Annotated in this window: 11 protein-coding genes; all 11 read right to left on the bottom strand. The window is 73.0% G+C overall.

The window, feature by feature from the left end; genetic code table 11:
- Positions 1–41 precede the first annotated feature (41 nt).
- Positions 42–1,394: a GNAT family N-acetyltransferase gene (locus NQZ70_RS17595; RefSeq protein WP_129575243.1), complete on the bottom strand. Its 1,353-nt coding sequence runs from the start codon at positions 1,392–1,394 to the stop codon at positions 42–44.
- Positions 1,391–2,533, bottom strand: coding sequence for a D-alanine--D-alanine ligase (locus tag NQZ70_RS17590; protein WP_237245384.1), 1,143 nt, complete (start codon positions 2,531–2,533; stop codon positions 1,391–1,393). Before NQZ70_RS17590 ends, NQZ70_RS17595 begins: the two co-directional genes overlap by 4 nt.
- Before the next feature lie 530 nt (positions 2,534–3,063).
- Positions 3,064–4,791, bottom strand: coding sequence for an ATP-dependent zinc metalloprotease FtsH (gene ftsH, locus NQZ70_RS17585; RefSeq protein WP_237245655.1), 1,728 nt, complete (start codon positions 4,789–4,791; stop codon positions 3,064–3,066).
- Between the two features lie 375 nt (positions 4,792–5,166).
- Complete coding sequence (locus tag NQZ70_RS17580; RefSeq protein WP_237245383.1) at positions 5,167–8,076, bottom strand: PAS domain S-box protein; 2,910 nt, start codon at positions 8,074–8,076, stop codon at positions 5,167–5,169.
- A 227-nt stretch (positions 8,077–8,303) separates the two neighbouring features.
- Entirely contained in the window at positions 8,304–8,729 is a 426-nt protein-coding gene (locus NQZ70_RS17575; RefSeq protein ID WP_129575241.1) for a DoxX family protein, read from the bottom strand.
- A gap of 156 nt (positions 8,730–8,885) precedes the next feature.
- Positions 8,886–9,731, bottom strand: a complete 846-nt coding sequence (locus tag NQZ70_RS17570) for an ABC transporter ATP-binding protein (protein WP_129575240.1) — start codon at positions 9,729–9,731, stop codon at positions 8,886–8,888.
- On the bottom strand, positions 9,728–10,645 hold the full coding sequence (locus NQZ70_RS17565) for an ABC transporter permease (protein WP_129575239.1): 918 nt from the start codon (positions 10,643–10,645) through the stop codon (positions 9,728–9,730). The genes NQZ70_RS17570 and NQZ70_RS17565 overlap by 4 nt, the downstream gene beginning before the upstream one ends.
- Entirely contained in the window at positions 10,642–12,072 is a 1,431-nt protein-coding gene (locus NQZ70_RS17560; protein ID WP_129575238.1) for an ABC transporter substrate-binding protein, read from the bottom strand. The genes NQZ70_RS17565 and NQZ70_RS17560 overlap by 4 nt, the downstream gene beginning before the upstream one ends.
- Positions 12,073–12,076: 4 nt before the next feature.
- The gene (locus tag NQZ70_RS17555) at positions 12,077–13,051 is read right to left on the bottom strand and encodes a HEAT repeat domain-containing protein (RefSeq protein WP_129575237.1); all 975 of its coding nucleotides are present in this window, start codon (positions 13,049–13,051) and stop codon (positions 12,077–12,079) included.
- Between the two features lie 23 nt (positions 13,052–13,074).
- Positions 13,075–13,359 carry a ferredoxin family protein gene (locus NQZ70_RS17550; protein WP_129575236.1) on the bottom strand — a complete coding sequence of 95 codons (285 nt, stop codon included), beginning with the start codon at positions 13,357–13,359 and terminating at the stop codon, positions 13,075–13,077.
- Between the two features lie 19 nt (positions 13,360–13,378).
- On the bottom strand, positions 13,379–15,112 hold the full coding sequence (locus tag NQZ70_RS17545; RefSeq protein WP_129575235.1) for a fumarate reductase/succinate dehydrogenase flavoprotein subunit: 1,734 nt from the start codon (positions 15,110–15,112) through the stop codon (positions 13,379–13,381).
- Between the last annotated feature and the right edge of the window lie 74 nt (positions 15,113–15,186).

Below are 15,186 nucleotides of genomic sequence, written 5' to 3'. Positions count from 1 at the left end.
CGGCGCGCCGGCCGGGGGCGCCGCGCGGCGCCGGGGGGCGATCAGAGGCGCTTCAGCACGAGGATCAGCCGCCACGCGGCGACGTGCTCGAACGGCACGTCGACGTTGAAGTCGCCGAGCGTCGCGACCAGCGAGAGCTCCGGCACCCGCTCCGCGACGCGCCGCCAGCCGGCCAGGTCCGGGATGTACCAGGTCGCCTCCTGCCGGAACGACGAGAGCTCCCGCGGCGCGCCGCCGTTGCGCCGCGCCGAGCAGACCACCTCGAGGCTCACCGGCACCGCGCGATCGGGCGTGGCCCGCTCGATGTGGATGCGGAAGCGCGCGTCGAGCGACTGGTCGCCGCGCAGCTCGGTCCACTCGGTCCGGTTCACGCCGGACGGCGTGAGATCGGCCGGGTGCGTCGCCTCGATGACGTGGACGCCGCCCGGCAAGAGGAGCGAGGCCGCGAGCCGGAGGTGGCGCTCGAGCGCCGCCGGCGTGGCCAGCTGGTGGATCGCCGAGAGCGGCACGAACGAGAGATCGACCGGCGCGACGTCGGGGCGCTCGTCGAGCTCCGCGCAGCAGAAGCGGATGCCGGCGCCGCGGGCGCGCGCGGCGCGCTCGGCGTAGGCGATCATCGCCGCGGAGCCGTCGGCGCCGGCGCAGCCGACGCCGAGCTCGGCGAACGCCTCCAGGTGCCGCGCAGGCCCGCACGCCCACGAGAGCACGCGCTGCACCGGGCGGGCGCCGAAGCGGCGCGCGCACGCGAGCAGGAAGTCGCGCTCCGCGGCGTAGTCGCGGTAGCCGAAGGCCGCGTCGTAGAGCGCCGGCTCGCACGGCGCGGGCGTCTCGCCCGGCGCGGCCGGCGAGGCGGCGCGCGCCCCCTTGCCGGCCGGGGGCGCGGCCGAGGCGCGCGCCGGGGCGACCCGCTTCGTGTAGACGATGAGATCGTCGCCCGGCGCGTAGAAGTCCTCGATGACCGCCGCCCGCGCGAACTGCACCGCGTCGTAGAAGCGCACCGCCGCGCCGTGCCCCTCCCGGCTGCCCGTCTCCACGCGCACGAGGCCGCCGCCCTCGCGCGCGATCTCGCTCTCCATCGTGGCGACGAGCCCGCGCGCCACCCCCGAGCGCGCGAAGTCCGGCGAGGTCGCGATCCAGTACAGGTCGTACGTGGACTGCGTCATCGGCGTGCGGCCGTAGCAGAGGTACCCCGCCAGCCGGGGCGCTCCGCCGCCGCCCGGCGCGCCGTGGAAGCTCAGCACGAACCGGTAGCCGTCCGACGAGGGCTGGGCCAGCGTCACGTCGACGAGCTCCAGCGCCACCGCGCGCTCGTCGGCCGTGAACGCCGGGAGCGACTCGAGCAGCTCCGCGATGAGCGGCCGGTCTTCGGGGCGGAGGCCGCGCTGCGCGATCACGGCGCCTCGGGCGCGGCGGCGAGGGGGCCGCGCGCAGCGGAGCGCGCCCCTACGCGCGCGCGGCCCCGCGCCGGAGCGCGGCCGCGCGCGCGCAGGAGATCGCCGTGGCGCGGGCCGCGGGCGAGCGCGGCGCGGAGGATCTCCCCGATCACGTCGGCGTAGGAGAGGCCGGCGCGCGCCGCCGCGCGCGCGAAGCCGGCGTCCGGCGAGAGGTCGCAGTTCGGGTTGACGTCGATGACGTACGGCGTCCCGCGCTCGTCGAGCCGCACGTCGACGCGGCCGTAGTCGCGCAGCCCGAGCACCTCGAAGGCGCGGCGGCCGACGGCGACCACCCGGCGCAGCTCGAGCGGCCGCAGGACCGCCGCGGTGGAGGGCGTGCCGATCGACGCGGCCGTCTCCGGGCGCCACTTCGACTCGTACGTGACGACGTGCGGGTGCCCCTCGGGCAGGCCCTGGAAGGTGATCTCGCCGGGCGGCAGCACGCGCGGCGTGGGCCAGCCGAGCAGCGAGACCGAGAGCTCCCGCCCGTGCACGTAGCGCTGCACCACGACCGGCTGGCGGCACTGCGCGACGACCGCGGCCACCTGGTCGCGGAGCGCGGCGCGATCGCGGACGACGGAGCCCCGGTCGATCCCGGTCGAGCCGTCCTCGCGCTCCGGCTTGACGATGGCCGGGAAGGCGACGTCCGGGATGCGATCCGGGCCGTCGACCCGCACCGTCTCGGGCACGCGCACGCCGGCGCGCGCGAGGATGCGGTTCGCCTCGCCCTTGTGCAGGCAGCTCCGGAGCGCGACGTGATCGCTGCCCGTGAAGGGGAGGTCGAGCCCCGCGAGCAGCCACGCGCACATGACCTCGTGGCGGCTGTCGCCGTCGAGCGCCTCGCACAGGTTGAAGATCACGTCGGGGCGATGATCGCCGATGGCCGCGAGCACCTCGCTCGGCCGGAGCACGGGCCGGTGCGCCACGCGCGCGCCCGGGGCCGCGGCGAGGGTCGCGAGGACGCTCTCGGCGACGGCCGCGCTGCCGTCCGCCCGGCCGAGCCGGAGCCGGCCGCTCCCCACCCGCTGCGCCAGTGGTGGCTCGTCGACGGCCTCCTCCGGGTCTCTGTTGGACAGGAGCAGTATCCGGGGCTCAGGCACTGCGCGCCTCCGGGCCACGGCGCCGCGCGCCCGCGCAGGGCACATGAGCGCGCGACAGCGGCGCCGCGCTCGGAGAGCGACGCGGAGCCCGGCCGTTCGAGCCGGAAGTTGGAGAGAGCGCCCCGTCGAAGGAGATGCGAAGGCGACGGAATCCGTGCATGCAAGTGGCGCCACTTCACCAGCTTGCCCGGCAATCGCAAGGGGAGATTTGCGCCCTCAGGACGGAATGAGCGATGCAACGCGCCATGGCATCCGGGACGCCGCGCCGCATCCCCTCCGGCGCGCCGCGCCCACGGGCGAGCTCTTCCAGACGAGGCGGCCCCGGATACCTCATGTCCGGTGAGCCAGCCGTCAGTCCGGGCGTCTGTGCGACGTTTCCGGGAGCGCCCGTGGAGAGAGAGGGATGGATTGCAGAGAGAGGGAGCGCCCGGAGGAGCGCGGGCGAGCGACCGTGAGGCGGTGGATCCCGAAGAGGACCCGGGGGGCGCCAGAAAGAGCTTTCCTTTCCGGCGCCCTCGAGCCTGCTCGGCTCAGGCGTCCGCGTGGGCGGCGCGCGGCCGTCGATCGGCCGGGAAGCAGGCCTGGATCTCGTCCATGCCGAGCGTCTCCTTCTGGAGGAGCGCCTTGACGAGCGCGTCGATCTCGCTCCGCCGGGACTTCACGATGTCGACGGCGCGCGCGAGCTGGGCGTCGGTGAGCGCCCGCGCCGTCTCGTCGACGCGGTCGAGCAGGGCCGGGCTCCGCGCGGGGTGCCCCTCGCCGACGCAGATCGGGCCGAGGTGGCTCATGCCGAGCTCCGCGACCATCTTCCACGCGATCGTCGAGGCGCGCTGGATGTCGTCCGAGGCGCCGGCCGTCATCGTCCCGAGGATGACCATCTCGGCGGCGCGGCCGCCCATCAGCATGCAGATCTGATCCTCGAGGTACTCTTTCCGGTACATCAGCCGATCCTTCTCGGGCAGCGCCTGGGTGACGCCGAGCGCGCGGCCCCGCGGCAGGATCGACACCTTGTGCACCGGATCGCAGCTCGGCGCGAGCAGCCCGACCGCGACGTGACCGGCCTCGTGCACCGCGGTCGCGTAGCGCTCGTCCTCGTCGATCAGCACCCCTTTGCGCTCGAGCCCCATGAGCACCCGGTCGCGCGCGCGGTCGATGTGCGTCGGATCCACCGCGTCGGCGCCCTCGCGGGCCGCGAGGATGGCCGCCTCGTTCAGGAGGTTGGCCAGGTCGGCGCCCGAGAAGCCCGGCGTGCTGCGGGCGATGTACCCGAGATCGACCTCGCCCTCGAGCGGGATCGGCCCGGCGTGGACGTTGAGGATCTCCTCGCGGCCGCGCACGTCGGGCAGCGGCACCGTGACCTTGCGGTCGAACCGCCCCGGCCGGAGCAGCGCGGGATCGAGCATGTCGACGCGGTTGGTCGACGCGATCACCACGATTCCGGTCGCGTGGTCGAACCCGTCCATCTCGACGAGCAGCTGGTTCAGCGTCTGATCGTGCTCCGCGGACGCGGAGTCGCCGTGCCCCTTCGCGCGGGCTCGCCCGACGGCGTCGATCTCGTCGATGAAGACGATGCACGGGGCGGCCTTGCGCGCCTCGGCGAAGAGCGCGCGGACGCGGGAGGCGCCGACGCCGACGAACATCTCCTGGAAGCTCGACCCCGACGCCGAGAGGAACCGCACGCCCGCCTCGCACGCGACCGCGCGCGCCAGCAGCGTCTTGCCGGTCCCCGGCTCGCCCGTGAGCAGCACGCCGCGCGGCGGGCGGCCGCCGAGGCGCGCGAAGCGCTGGGGGCTCTTCAGGAACTCGACCGTCTCGGCGAGCTCCTGCTTGACCTCGTGCATCCCGGCCACGTCGGCGAAGCGCACGGGCGCGCGCACGACCCCGGCCTTGGCGTCGGAGAACACCTTCGGGCTGCGGCGCCGGCTCACCGTGAAGAGCGCGAACCCGACCGCGGCGAGGACGACCACCGGCAGCGCGGTGGACGCGGCGCGCGACGGCTCCTCCCGGGAGGCGAAGTCGACCGAGGCGCCGGCGCCCGCGAACCGGGAGACCAGCTCCTGCCGGAGCGTCGGCTCGTCGACGACGGCGGTCACCGTCACGCCGCCCGCCTGGCGCACGAAGAAGCGATCGCCGCTCACCTCGACCGCGGTCGCCTGCCCCGCCTGCGCGATCTGGAGCAGCTCGGTGTACGTCGCCGCGCGCTCCCTCGGGGCTGCGCGGAGAGCGAGCCCGAGAGTCACCGCCAGCACCACCCCCATAATCCCGAGCACCCAAAGCCGGCGCCCCGCGGGCCCCAGCCGCCTACCCACCTGCAAGAACCAGGAATTCACTGCTGCGCCACCTTACTGCCCCGACGTCGGGCCGGAGCGGACCTCAGGTGTAGCAAGGATAAGCACCTCAGGAAGTTCCTTCTGCGATCATTCTGAGCGGCCTGAGCACAGAATACTGCGAAAGGATGGTGGCGCCGTAAAACGGAATGCGGAGAACGACGTTCGGTGTAATAAAACTCGCCGGATCGACTGCCCAGCTCGTCAATTCGAACTGCCGAGCTCGCTGGCCCCGAATTGTGGAGCTCGCCGCGGGTTCTCTCGCGAAGATGAGATCCGCGGCAGGGCAGGAGACCCGCTGCTGCGCTACGCGCTGGCGGCGGGCGCGGGCTCCGCGAGCGGCAGCGAGAAGCGGAACGTCGTCGCGCCGCCGGCGGTGCTCTCGACAGCGATGCTGCCGCCGTGCGCCTCCACGAGCCCCTTCGTGATGTAGAGGCCGAGGCCCACGCCGCGGACGCGGCGAGGATCGCCCTCGGTCGCGCGCGAGAAGCGCTTGAACAGGTGCGGCAGCGACGCCTCCGCGATGCCGTGGCCCCAGTTGGTCACGGCGATCTGCGCGAAGGAGCGGTCGGCGCTGACGGCCACCGCGATGTCGCCGCTCGGCTGGCCGTACTTCGCCGCGTTGGAGAGCAGGTTGGTGACGATCTGCTCGAGCCGGCCGGGGTCCGCCAGGACGGCGGGCACGTCGCCGCGCACCTCCAGGCGCACGGCGTGGCCCGCGGTCGCCGCGGCCGACTTCTCGAGGATCTCTCTGAGCTGCGCGCGGAGATCGACCGGGGAGCGATCCAGCGTCAGCTGCCGCGCCTCGAGGCGCGAGGCGTCGAGGAGGTCGTCGATCATGCGGCGCAGCCGCTCGACGGACGAGGCGATCCTCCCGAGCTGCTTCTGGCCGTCCGCGGCGAGCGGCTCGCCGGACCGGGAGCGCAAGAGATGGCTCGCCGTTGCGATGACCTGGATGGGCTGGCGGAGGTCGTGCGCGATGATGCTGATCCACTCCTGGCGCTGCCGCTCCATCTCCTTGAGCGCCGAGATGTCCTGGAAGACGGCGACGGCGCCCTCGATCTCGCCGTCGTCCGAGCGCACCGGCGCGGCGTTGACCAGCACCGGGACGAAGACGTCGCCCTCGCAACAGAGCAGCCCTTCGGCGCCCGTCACGACCTCCCCGCGATGCAGGGCCCGGGTCAGCGGGCGCTCGGCCCAGCCGACCGGCGCTCTTCCCGGGGTCCTCTGGTCGAAGAGCACCGCGTTGCCCCACGGATCCAGCTCGCCCGCCGCGCGCGAGGCGTACTGGAGCGCCAGCCTGTTGCACGTGATGAGCCGCCCCTCGGCGTCGACCAGGATCGCCGCCTCGGGCATCTGCTCGACGACCGCCTCGATCCGCCTTCGCTCGTTCGCCTCGACGCGGCAGAGGCGCGCGGTCTCGATCGCGCTGCAGGTCCGGTCGGCGAGCAGCGTCGCGACGCGCTCGTCGTCCTCGGTGAACGGCGGGCGGCCGGGGCGCTTGCCGAGGTACAGGTTGCCCACGCTCTGGCCGTGGAAGCGGAGCGGCACGCCCAGGAACGCCTCGATCGGGGGGTGGTGCTCCGGCAGCCCGATGAAGTCGGGGTGAGCGCGGACCTCGTCGAGCCGGATCGGCCGCCCGTCGCGGGCCACCGCGCCGAGGACGCCGACGGGGCGCGGGATCGCGCCGATCCGCGCGACCTGCTCCGCGGGGACGCCGCTCGGGACCCAGGCGTCGAACGGCCGCCGGCCGTCCTCTCCGACGCCGAGCGCCGCGTAGTCGGCGCCCGAGATCTCCTTCGCGTGCCGCGTGATGACCTCCAGCACGGCGCGCATCCCCGACTCGGAGCGCGGCAGGTTCGCCAGCGTCTCCGAGACCGCCGCGCACGCGGCGCCGACGGCCTCGAGCTGCGCGCGGATGCGCCGCTCCGCCTCGTGGGCGCTCTCGATCGCCGCCTCCATCGCCTTGCGGCGCCCGATGTCGCGGCAGATCGTCGAGACGCCGGTGATGCGGCCCGAGGCGTCCCCGATCGACGAGACCGTGACCTCGATGTCGATGTCCCTGCCGTCCTTGGTCCGGCTCACGGCCTCGAAGCGCTCGACGCGCTCGCCGCGGCGCAGGCGCGCGACGATCGCCTCGGTCTCGCCGGCGCGCTCGGGCGGGCACAGGATGGGCAGCTTCTTCCCGATCACCTCGCCGGCGCTGTAGCCGTAGAGGCGCTCCGCGGCCGGGTTCCAGCTCAGGATGGTCCCGTCGAGCGCGCTTCCGATCACGGCGTCGTCGGAGGACTGCGCGACGGCCGCCAGGTGGGCGCGCGCCCCCTCGGCTTGGCGCCGGGCCTCGTCGAGCAGGTTCAGGCGCGCCGCGCTGACCCAGAGCGAGCCCCCGAGCAGGAGCGTCGAGATGGCCGAGGCGAGCGAGAACGACGCGGCGAGGGGGTAGGCCCCGCGATCTGCGCCGATCAGGAAGAGGCGGCCGATCGCGAGCGGGGCAAGGACGACGAACGGCAGGAAGCTCCGCAACAGGACGCCCCCAGGCCCGCTGGCCGTCAAAACGGCGAACGCCCCGCAGTCGGGCCGCGCCATGAGGAGCCCGACGCAGAGCGCGAGGAAGGCGATCGCGGCGTGGAGCGCCATGCCCGTGAACGGGAACAGCGGCGGCAGCCCGTAGAAGTAGCCGACGCCGAACACGTAACCGGTCAGCGCGGTCAGCGCGAGCGCCGCGGCCGAGAGCGCGCCGCCGTCCGAGAGCCGGCAGGCCCGCCGCGTCTTCACCGGCAGCGAGAGGAGCGCCGCGCCGATCAGGACGCAGCAGAGCGCGGTGTTCGGCGGCGGCCTGCCGGGGAACTTGCTCGGGAACGCCACGCGCGCCGGAAACAGCAGGCGATCGAGGCCGAGATCCCACCCGGAGACGTACTGCACGAGGGCCGCGAGGCCGAACGCGACGACGGCGGCGGCGCACGCCTGCCCGAGCCGGCGGAGCGGCGCCGGACGCCCCCGCCCGCCCAGCGCCCAGAGCGACACCGCCGCGAGGACGAGGGCGATCGCGGTGTTGGGCACCATGATCGGCAGGCCGTCCGCGATGGAGACGAGGGGGGTCGACTGGATCGACCAGCCGACCAGCGCCACGGACCCGAGGGCGAACGAACAGGCTGCCGCGATAGCAACACCGCGCGGCGCGCCGTTCGAGAGCGCCTTCGCCCCGCCGTCGTTCATCGAGCCCTCCCAACGCCAGCATAGTGCCGGGGCCACCGGGACGGCCTCGCTTTATCGGCGCAACCAGGGGCGACGCGCTCGCTGTCCGACCTCGATGGAACCGCGGGCCCCTGGGGTCCCCACCTCATGCGCCGGGCCGGAGGGATCCGCCGGCGAGGCTCAGGCGTGCCGCCGGAGCGCCGGCGGCGACGCGAGCGCGCGCGTCGGGCGAGCGCGCGCGGAGCCGCTCAGCGCTTCGGACCGAAGATCGCCGCGTCGGCGGAGAGCCTCCCCGGCCCGAGCAGGAGCAGCACGAGGGAGATGCTGAAGTAGACCGCCGCCACCTCGTAGGAGGCGGCGCCCATCGCGAAGAACGGATCGCCGTTCATCAAGTGCACCGAGACGGCGACGGCCATGGTGATGGCGATCCCGAGCGACGCGAGCGGCGTCAGGAGGCCGAGGATCCAGGCGATGCCGCCGCCGACCTCGGCGATGGCGGCCAGCGCCTGCAAGAACCCTGGAACGGGCGCGGTGGGCCCCATCCAGCTGAAGGGGGCCTGGATCTTCCCCCAGCCGTGAAAGATGAAAGCAATGCCTGTGACGACGCGAAGCGCGAGCAGCGCGACCGAGCCGGGAAGCGGCACGTCGGTCACCCGCAGGAATCTAGTGAGCATCGGGGATCACTCCTCTCGCTCGGTAGTAAGGAAAAATGCAGGGAACATCAAGATTGCGCTCCTGATCTCGGCCCGCTGCGCGCCGCGACCCGACGCGCCGCCCCTCGCCGCGTCGGCGCGGCGCGCGCCGGGCGAGCCGCCGCGCCGGTCCGCGCTTCACGCTGTCGGGCGCTGGTCGCGGCCACGCGCGGGGGTCGCCGCGATCGAGCGCCCGTCGTTCAGGGCGTCGAGGCACCGCCGCTTGATCGCGGCGAACTCGCCCGAGCCCACGATCGCGGCGCTCCTCGGCCGCTCGAACGGCACCGCGAGCTGCGCGCCGACGCGGCACGGCCGGCGGGTCATGAGGGCGATGCGGTCGGACAGGAAGATCGCCTCGTCGATGTCGTGCGTGACGAACAGCACCGTCGTGCGCACGTGGCGGATGACGTCGAGGAGCAGCGCCTGCATCGAGAGCCGGGTCTGCGCGTCGAGCGCGCTGAACGGCTCGTCCATCAGGACGACGCGCGGCTCCGTGATCAGCACGCGCGCGATCTCGACCCGCTGCTGCATGCCGCCGGAGAGCTGCGCCGGATAGGCGTCCTCGAACCCCGACAGCCCGACGAGATCGAGCAGGCGGCGGGACGCGTCCCGGCGCTCGCGCTCCGGGACGCCGCGCATCTTGAGGCCGAAGCCGACGTTGTTCAGCACCGTCTTCCAGGGGAGCAGCGAGGACTGCTGGAAGACCATGCCGCGCTCCGGCCCGGGCGCCTCGACCGGCTCGCCGCCGACGACGATGCTGCCGCGCTCCGGCGCCACGTACCCGGCGACGGCGTTCAGGATCGTCGATTTGCCGCACCCGGACGGGCCGAGCAGGCTCACGAGCTCGCCGCCCTCGACGGTCAGATCGAGATCCCGCACCACCTCGACGCGGCGGGGGCCCGCCCCCAGGGCCACGGACAGGCCGCGGATCTCGACGGCGCCCCCCGGGCTCTCCCAGCGCCGCGCGCTCGCGGCGGGCGTCATCGGCCCTTCTCCTGCGGCCGGTGCCAGGGCGTGAGCCACGCGCCGATCCGCTGGACGAGCGCGCTGCTGAGCATGCCCATCAGGCCGATGAGCAGCATGCCGAGGACGATGTCCGGGTAGCGCTGCAAGTTGTACGACTCCCAGGTGAAGTAGCCGACGCCGTACTGGCCGCCGATCATCTCGGCGGTGACGAGGCAGAACCAGGACGTGCCCATGCCGATGCTCATCCCCGTGATGATGCTGGGCAGCGCGCCCGGGAGGACCACCTCGAGGAAGAGGCGGAAGGGGCGCGCGCCGAGGCTGCGCGAGCTCGCGATGAGCCGCGGATCGAGGGCGCCGACGCCGTGGATCGTCGCGAGCAGGATCGGGAACAGCGCGCCCATGGTCGTGATGAAGATCATGCTCAGCTCGGCCGACGGGAACATCAGGATCGCGAGCGGGAGCCAGGCGACGCCGGGGATGGGGCGCAGGACCTCGAGCGGCGGCAGGAGCGTGTCCTCGGCGAGCCGCGAGCGGCCGATGACGAGCCCGAGCACGACGCCCGTGACGCCCGCGGCGGCGAAGCCCGCGAGGACGCGGAGCACGCTGCTCCAGAGGTGCAGCCAGAGCTTCGGCGAGCCGAAGAGCTCCCGCGCCGCGACGAGGACCTCGGTCGGCGCGGGCACGTTGACGAACGTGACGAGGCCGAGGTCGACGCGCGACATCGACGCCCACTGCCAGAGGGCGACGCACGCGGCCACGGACAGGACGCGCAGCGCGACGCGGCCGAGATCGCGGCGCGGGCGCCGCTCGCCGCCCGGCGCCGGGGACGCGCGCCGCCGGGACGCGCTCGCCGGCACCGGCGCGGGCGCGAAGGTCGCGCGGCCGCCGAGAGCCGGCCCGGCCGGCGCGCTGCGCTCCGAGATCATCGTCATGGCGCCGCCGCCGTGAGCTTGGTGACGTCGCCCCGCAGGGTCGCGAAGTCGACGACCGCCGCGGTGTTCTCCGCGGCCCACCGCTCGGCGTCCTCCTTCGCGAGGAACGCCGCGAGGCTCCCGTCGGGGCGCCGCGCGTACCACGCGCGATCGGCGAGGAGCTTCACCCCGCTGATCCGGTCGTGCACGAAGGCGGCGCGGATCTCCTTGCCCTCGACCGTGAGCTGCTTCAGCGCGGCGAGCGCGGAGCCCGGGCTCGCGTACGCGCGCACCTTCGGCTCGCCCCCGACCCAGATCTGCGCGGCCAGCGCCGGCTCGCCGATCGGCTCGCCGGACAGGGCGTCGCTCCCGGAGAGCGGGAGCTTGGCGTAGCTCGCGAGCCGCGCCTCGTAGTCGAGCCCGAGCTCCTGGGCCGCGCGCCGGATGTACCGGTCGTCCACGAACGCGCCGACGTCGAGCGTCGTGTCGGTGCGCTTGAGCAGCGTGAGCGTGTCGACGGCCACCTGGAGCGCGCGGCGGACCTCGGGCTTGATGGTGAAGTCCCGCGTCTGGATGCCGAGCGGCCCGTGGAACATGGTTGCGACCTCGGCGTCCACGCCGGTCACCTTCTCGATGAGCTCGCTGTACTTCTCGGGCTCCTCCGCGAACAGCCGATCGGCCTCGAGCGCCGCCTTGAGGAAGGCGACGACGATCTCCGGGTGCTCCTCCGCGTACGCCGCGCGCACCAGGACGCCGTGCGCCGTCGGCACCTCGACGCTGGAGCCGTCGTAGATCTTCCGGGCGAAGCCGCGGAACGGGAACAGCTCGGCGAACGGGACGAAATCGGCGTGCGCGTCGATCTTCTTCGCCTTCAGCGAGGAGCCGCCGACCTCGGGCGACTGCGACACGAGCGTCACGTCCTTGTCCGGATCCCAGCCGAGATCGCGGATCGCCCGGAGCAGCATGCCGTGGGCGGACGAGCCGAACGGGACCGAGATCTGCTTGCCCTTGAGGTCCTTCAGGCCCTGGGCCGGCGAGTCGAGCGGCACGACGACGCCGTTGCCGCTCCCGAGCGCGCTGCCGGAGAGCGTGGCGATGTAGAGGCTGCGGCTCCCCTGCTTCTGGTGGGCGACGCCGTTCAGCACGCCGGGGAAATCGGCCATCGCGCCGATGTCGAGCTTCCCGGCCACCATCTCGGTCGTCAGCGGCGGCCCCGAGGTGAAGTCCTTCCACTCGATCTCGTAGGAGACGTCCTTGTACTTGCCGTCCCTCGGGAGGTGCTTCTCGAGCAGCTTGAGCTCCCGGATCAGGAGCCCGCCGGTGGCGCAGTTGATCGTCGTGTCCTGCGTCCCGATGGCGATGCGGATCGTCCGCTTCTCCTCCGTCGTGCACGACAGGCCGACGAGGACCGCCACGAGGAGCAAGAGCGCGCGCGCTGCCTGGATCATCGGCTCAATCCCTCGCGAAGGTTCCATGGCGCCCGGCCCCTGCCCGGATGGCGTCGAGGGCGCGGGACGCCGCCTTCCGCACCTCGACGTCGGCGTCGCCGAGCAGCCGCCCGAGCGGCGCCTCGGCCGACGCCGCCGCGAGCTCGCCGAGCGCCTGGGCGGCGGCCTTGCGCAGATCGGGCAGCTCGCTCTCGAGCAGGGCGACGAGATCCGCCGCGGCCGAGGCCGCCCGGAGCCGCCCGAGCGCGAGCGCCGCCTCCTTCCGCACCTGCCAGGCCGCGTCATTGAGCGCGGTCCGGAGGTGCGGCGCGGCGAGGCCGTGCGCCGAGCGGCCGAGCACGATCGCGGCCTCGACGCGCACCCGCCAGTCGGGGTCGGACAGCAGCGCGACGAGCTCCTCGACGAGCGCCGGCGCGCCGAGCGACTCGAGCGCGCCGATCGCGACCTGCCGCACCCGCGCGTCGGGGTCGCGCAGGCTCCCGCGCAGGGCGCGGGCGGTCTCGGGACGCCGCAGGTAGGCCAGGGCGAGCACCGCCTCGCGCCGCACCTCGGGCGAAGGGTCGAGGAGCGCGCCCTCGAGGTGCTCGAGCGCCCGCGGATCGCGGATCTCCCGGAGCGCCACGATCACCGACATGCGCACGAACGGGCTGTCGTGACGCATTGCGTCGATCAGGTGGGTGGCCGCCTCGGCCCCGCGGAGCTCGCGGAGCGCCGTGGCGGCGGCCTCGCGCACGTGGGTCTCGTCGTCGTCGAGCGCCCGGAGGATGGCGGGCACGGCGCGCGGGTCGCCGAGATCCTCGAGGTGCCCGAGCGCGAGCGCCCGCACCGTGGGGTCCTCGTCGCGGGCGGCCTCGATGAGCGGGTGGAGGATCTCCGGGTCCGAGAGGTCCTCGATCTGGGTCAGCGCGAGCTGGCGCGCGCCGGGATCGGGATCCCGGAGCACGCTCACGAGCTCCTGTGCGAGCGATGGCTGTGTCATGTCGTCTCTCCGCCTCGAGGCCGCTACCGGATGAGGAAAGGGATCTTCACGGTGATGGCCTCTTTCGGGCAGTCGATCTCGCAGGCGAGGCAATACCAGCACTCGTCGTAGGCCATGTGCGCCTTCTTCGTCTCTGGATGGATGGCGAGGCAGTCCACCGGGCACGAGTCGATGCAGATGCGGCACCCCTTGATGCAGGACGCCTCGTCGATGACGACCGGCAGATCGAGCCGGACGGAGGCCTCGGCGTGGCCCACGGTCCTGGCGCGCTGCGCCTTGACGGATTCGCGGTTGAGAAGGTGACCCATGGATTGACCTCGTTGCTCGTCAGAGCGGCGCGCGCTGCTCTTCGGCCGGGATGCGCAGCCGGTGGTAGGTTTTGAGCTCGCCGTCGTCGATCGGGAAGAGATAAGGCTCCACGGCACGCTTGAAGGCGACCATCTCGCCGTCGTCGCCCTTCTTCAGGTTCACGTGGGTGAACCAGCGGCGGTCATCCATCTCGGGGTAATCGAGCCGGTAATGGTAGAGGCCCCAGCGGCTCTCGGTCCGGAACAGCGAGGCGCGCGCGGCCATCTCCGCGCAGTCGCGGATGAAGTGGCACTCCATCACGCGCATGAGCTCGTGGGGGCTCGCCGCCGTGACCTCGTCGAGCTCGCCCTTCGCGCGCAGGAAGTACTCGAGCCCGAGGGTCATCCGGTTGCCCGTCTTCGGCGGCTGCAGGTAGTCGTTCACGAGGCGCCGCACCTTGTATTCGTACTGGTGGGGCGCGACGCCGCTCTTCCGGGAGAGCGGGGCGAGGATGCGCTCGCGCTCGGCGTCCACGTCGGTCGCGAGCGGCTCGACGGCGGGCGCGCGATCGAGGTAGTCGAGCGCGTTCTGGGCGCAGATCTTCCCGTAGGTGAGCGCGCCGAGGAGGTAGTTGTGCGGCACGCACGCCATGTCGCCGGCGGCGTAGAGCCCGGGCACCGTGGTCTCGCCCTTCTCGTTGACCCAGACGCCCGAGGCGCTGTGACCGCTGCACAGGCCGATCTCGGAGATGTGCATCTCGACGAGATCGCTCGCGTAGCTGTGCCCCCTCCCCTCGTGGAAGCGGCCGCGGCTCGGGCGCTCCGTCTGGTGGAGGACCCGCTCGACCTCGGTGATCGTCTCCGGGGCGAGGTGCGTGAGCTTGAGGTAGACAGGGCCGTTCGCCGAGTGGAGTTCCCGGTAGAACTCGAGCATCATCTGCCCGCTCCAGTAGTCGCTCTCGATGAAGCGGTGCCCCCGCGCGTTCACCGTGTGCCCGCCGAGCGGGCCGGTGACGTAGGCGCACGCCGGACCGTTGTAGTCCTTGATGAGCGGGTTGATCTGGAAGCACTCGATGCCCGTGAGCTCGGCGCCCGCGTGGTAGGCCATCGAGTAGCCGTCTCCGGCGTTCGAGGGGTTCTCGTACGTCCCGTGGAGATAGCCGGACGCCGGCAGCCCGAGCCGCCCCGAGGCGCCGCAGCAGAGGATGACCGCCCTGGCCTTGATGATCTCGATGTGACCCTCCCGGGTGTCGAAGCCGATCACGCCGGCGACCTGCCCCTCGGTCACGAGGATCCGTGTGGCCATGACGCGGTTGATCACCCGCACCCCGGCGCGCTTCACCATGCGCGTGAGGATCTTCTTGAGATCGTAGCCCTCCGGCATCGGGAGGACGTAGCTCCCGTTGTGGTGGACCTTCTTGACGTCGAAATCGCCCGAGCGCGTCTTCTGGAACTTGACGCCCCAGGAGTCGAGCTCCTGGAGCATCGCGAAGCTGTTCCGCGCGTATTCGTAGATGGCGCGCTGGTTCACGATGCCGTCGTTGGCCACCGTGATCTCTTTCACGTACTGCTCCGGCGTCGCGTGTCCGGGGATGATCGCGTTGTTCAGCCCGTCCATGCCGATCGCGATGGCGCCGCTCCGCTTGATATGCGCCTTCTCGAGGAGCACCACCCGCCCCCGCGGCAGCCGCTGCTGCGCCTCCACCGCTGCAGTCGACCCTGCGCTTCCGCCGCCCACGACGACGACGTCCGCCTCTGTCACGCGAATGTCCATGTCGAACCCCTCGAGGTCTCCAGCGCGCACACGACGACCCCGCCGCCGATCAGCCCGGCTGCCAGGGTCGGATG

The sequence above is a fragment of the Sorangium sp. So ce836 genome, assembly GCF_028553905.1.
Taxonomy (GTDB): Bacteria; Myxococcota_A; Polyangia; order Polyangiales; family Polyangiaceae; genus Sorangium; species Sorangium cellulosum_D.
This window is presented reverse-complemented; position numbering and strand designations above follow the sequence as displayed.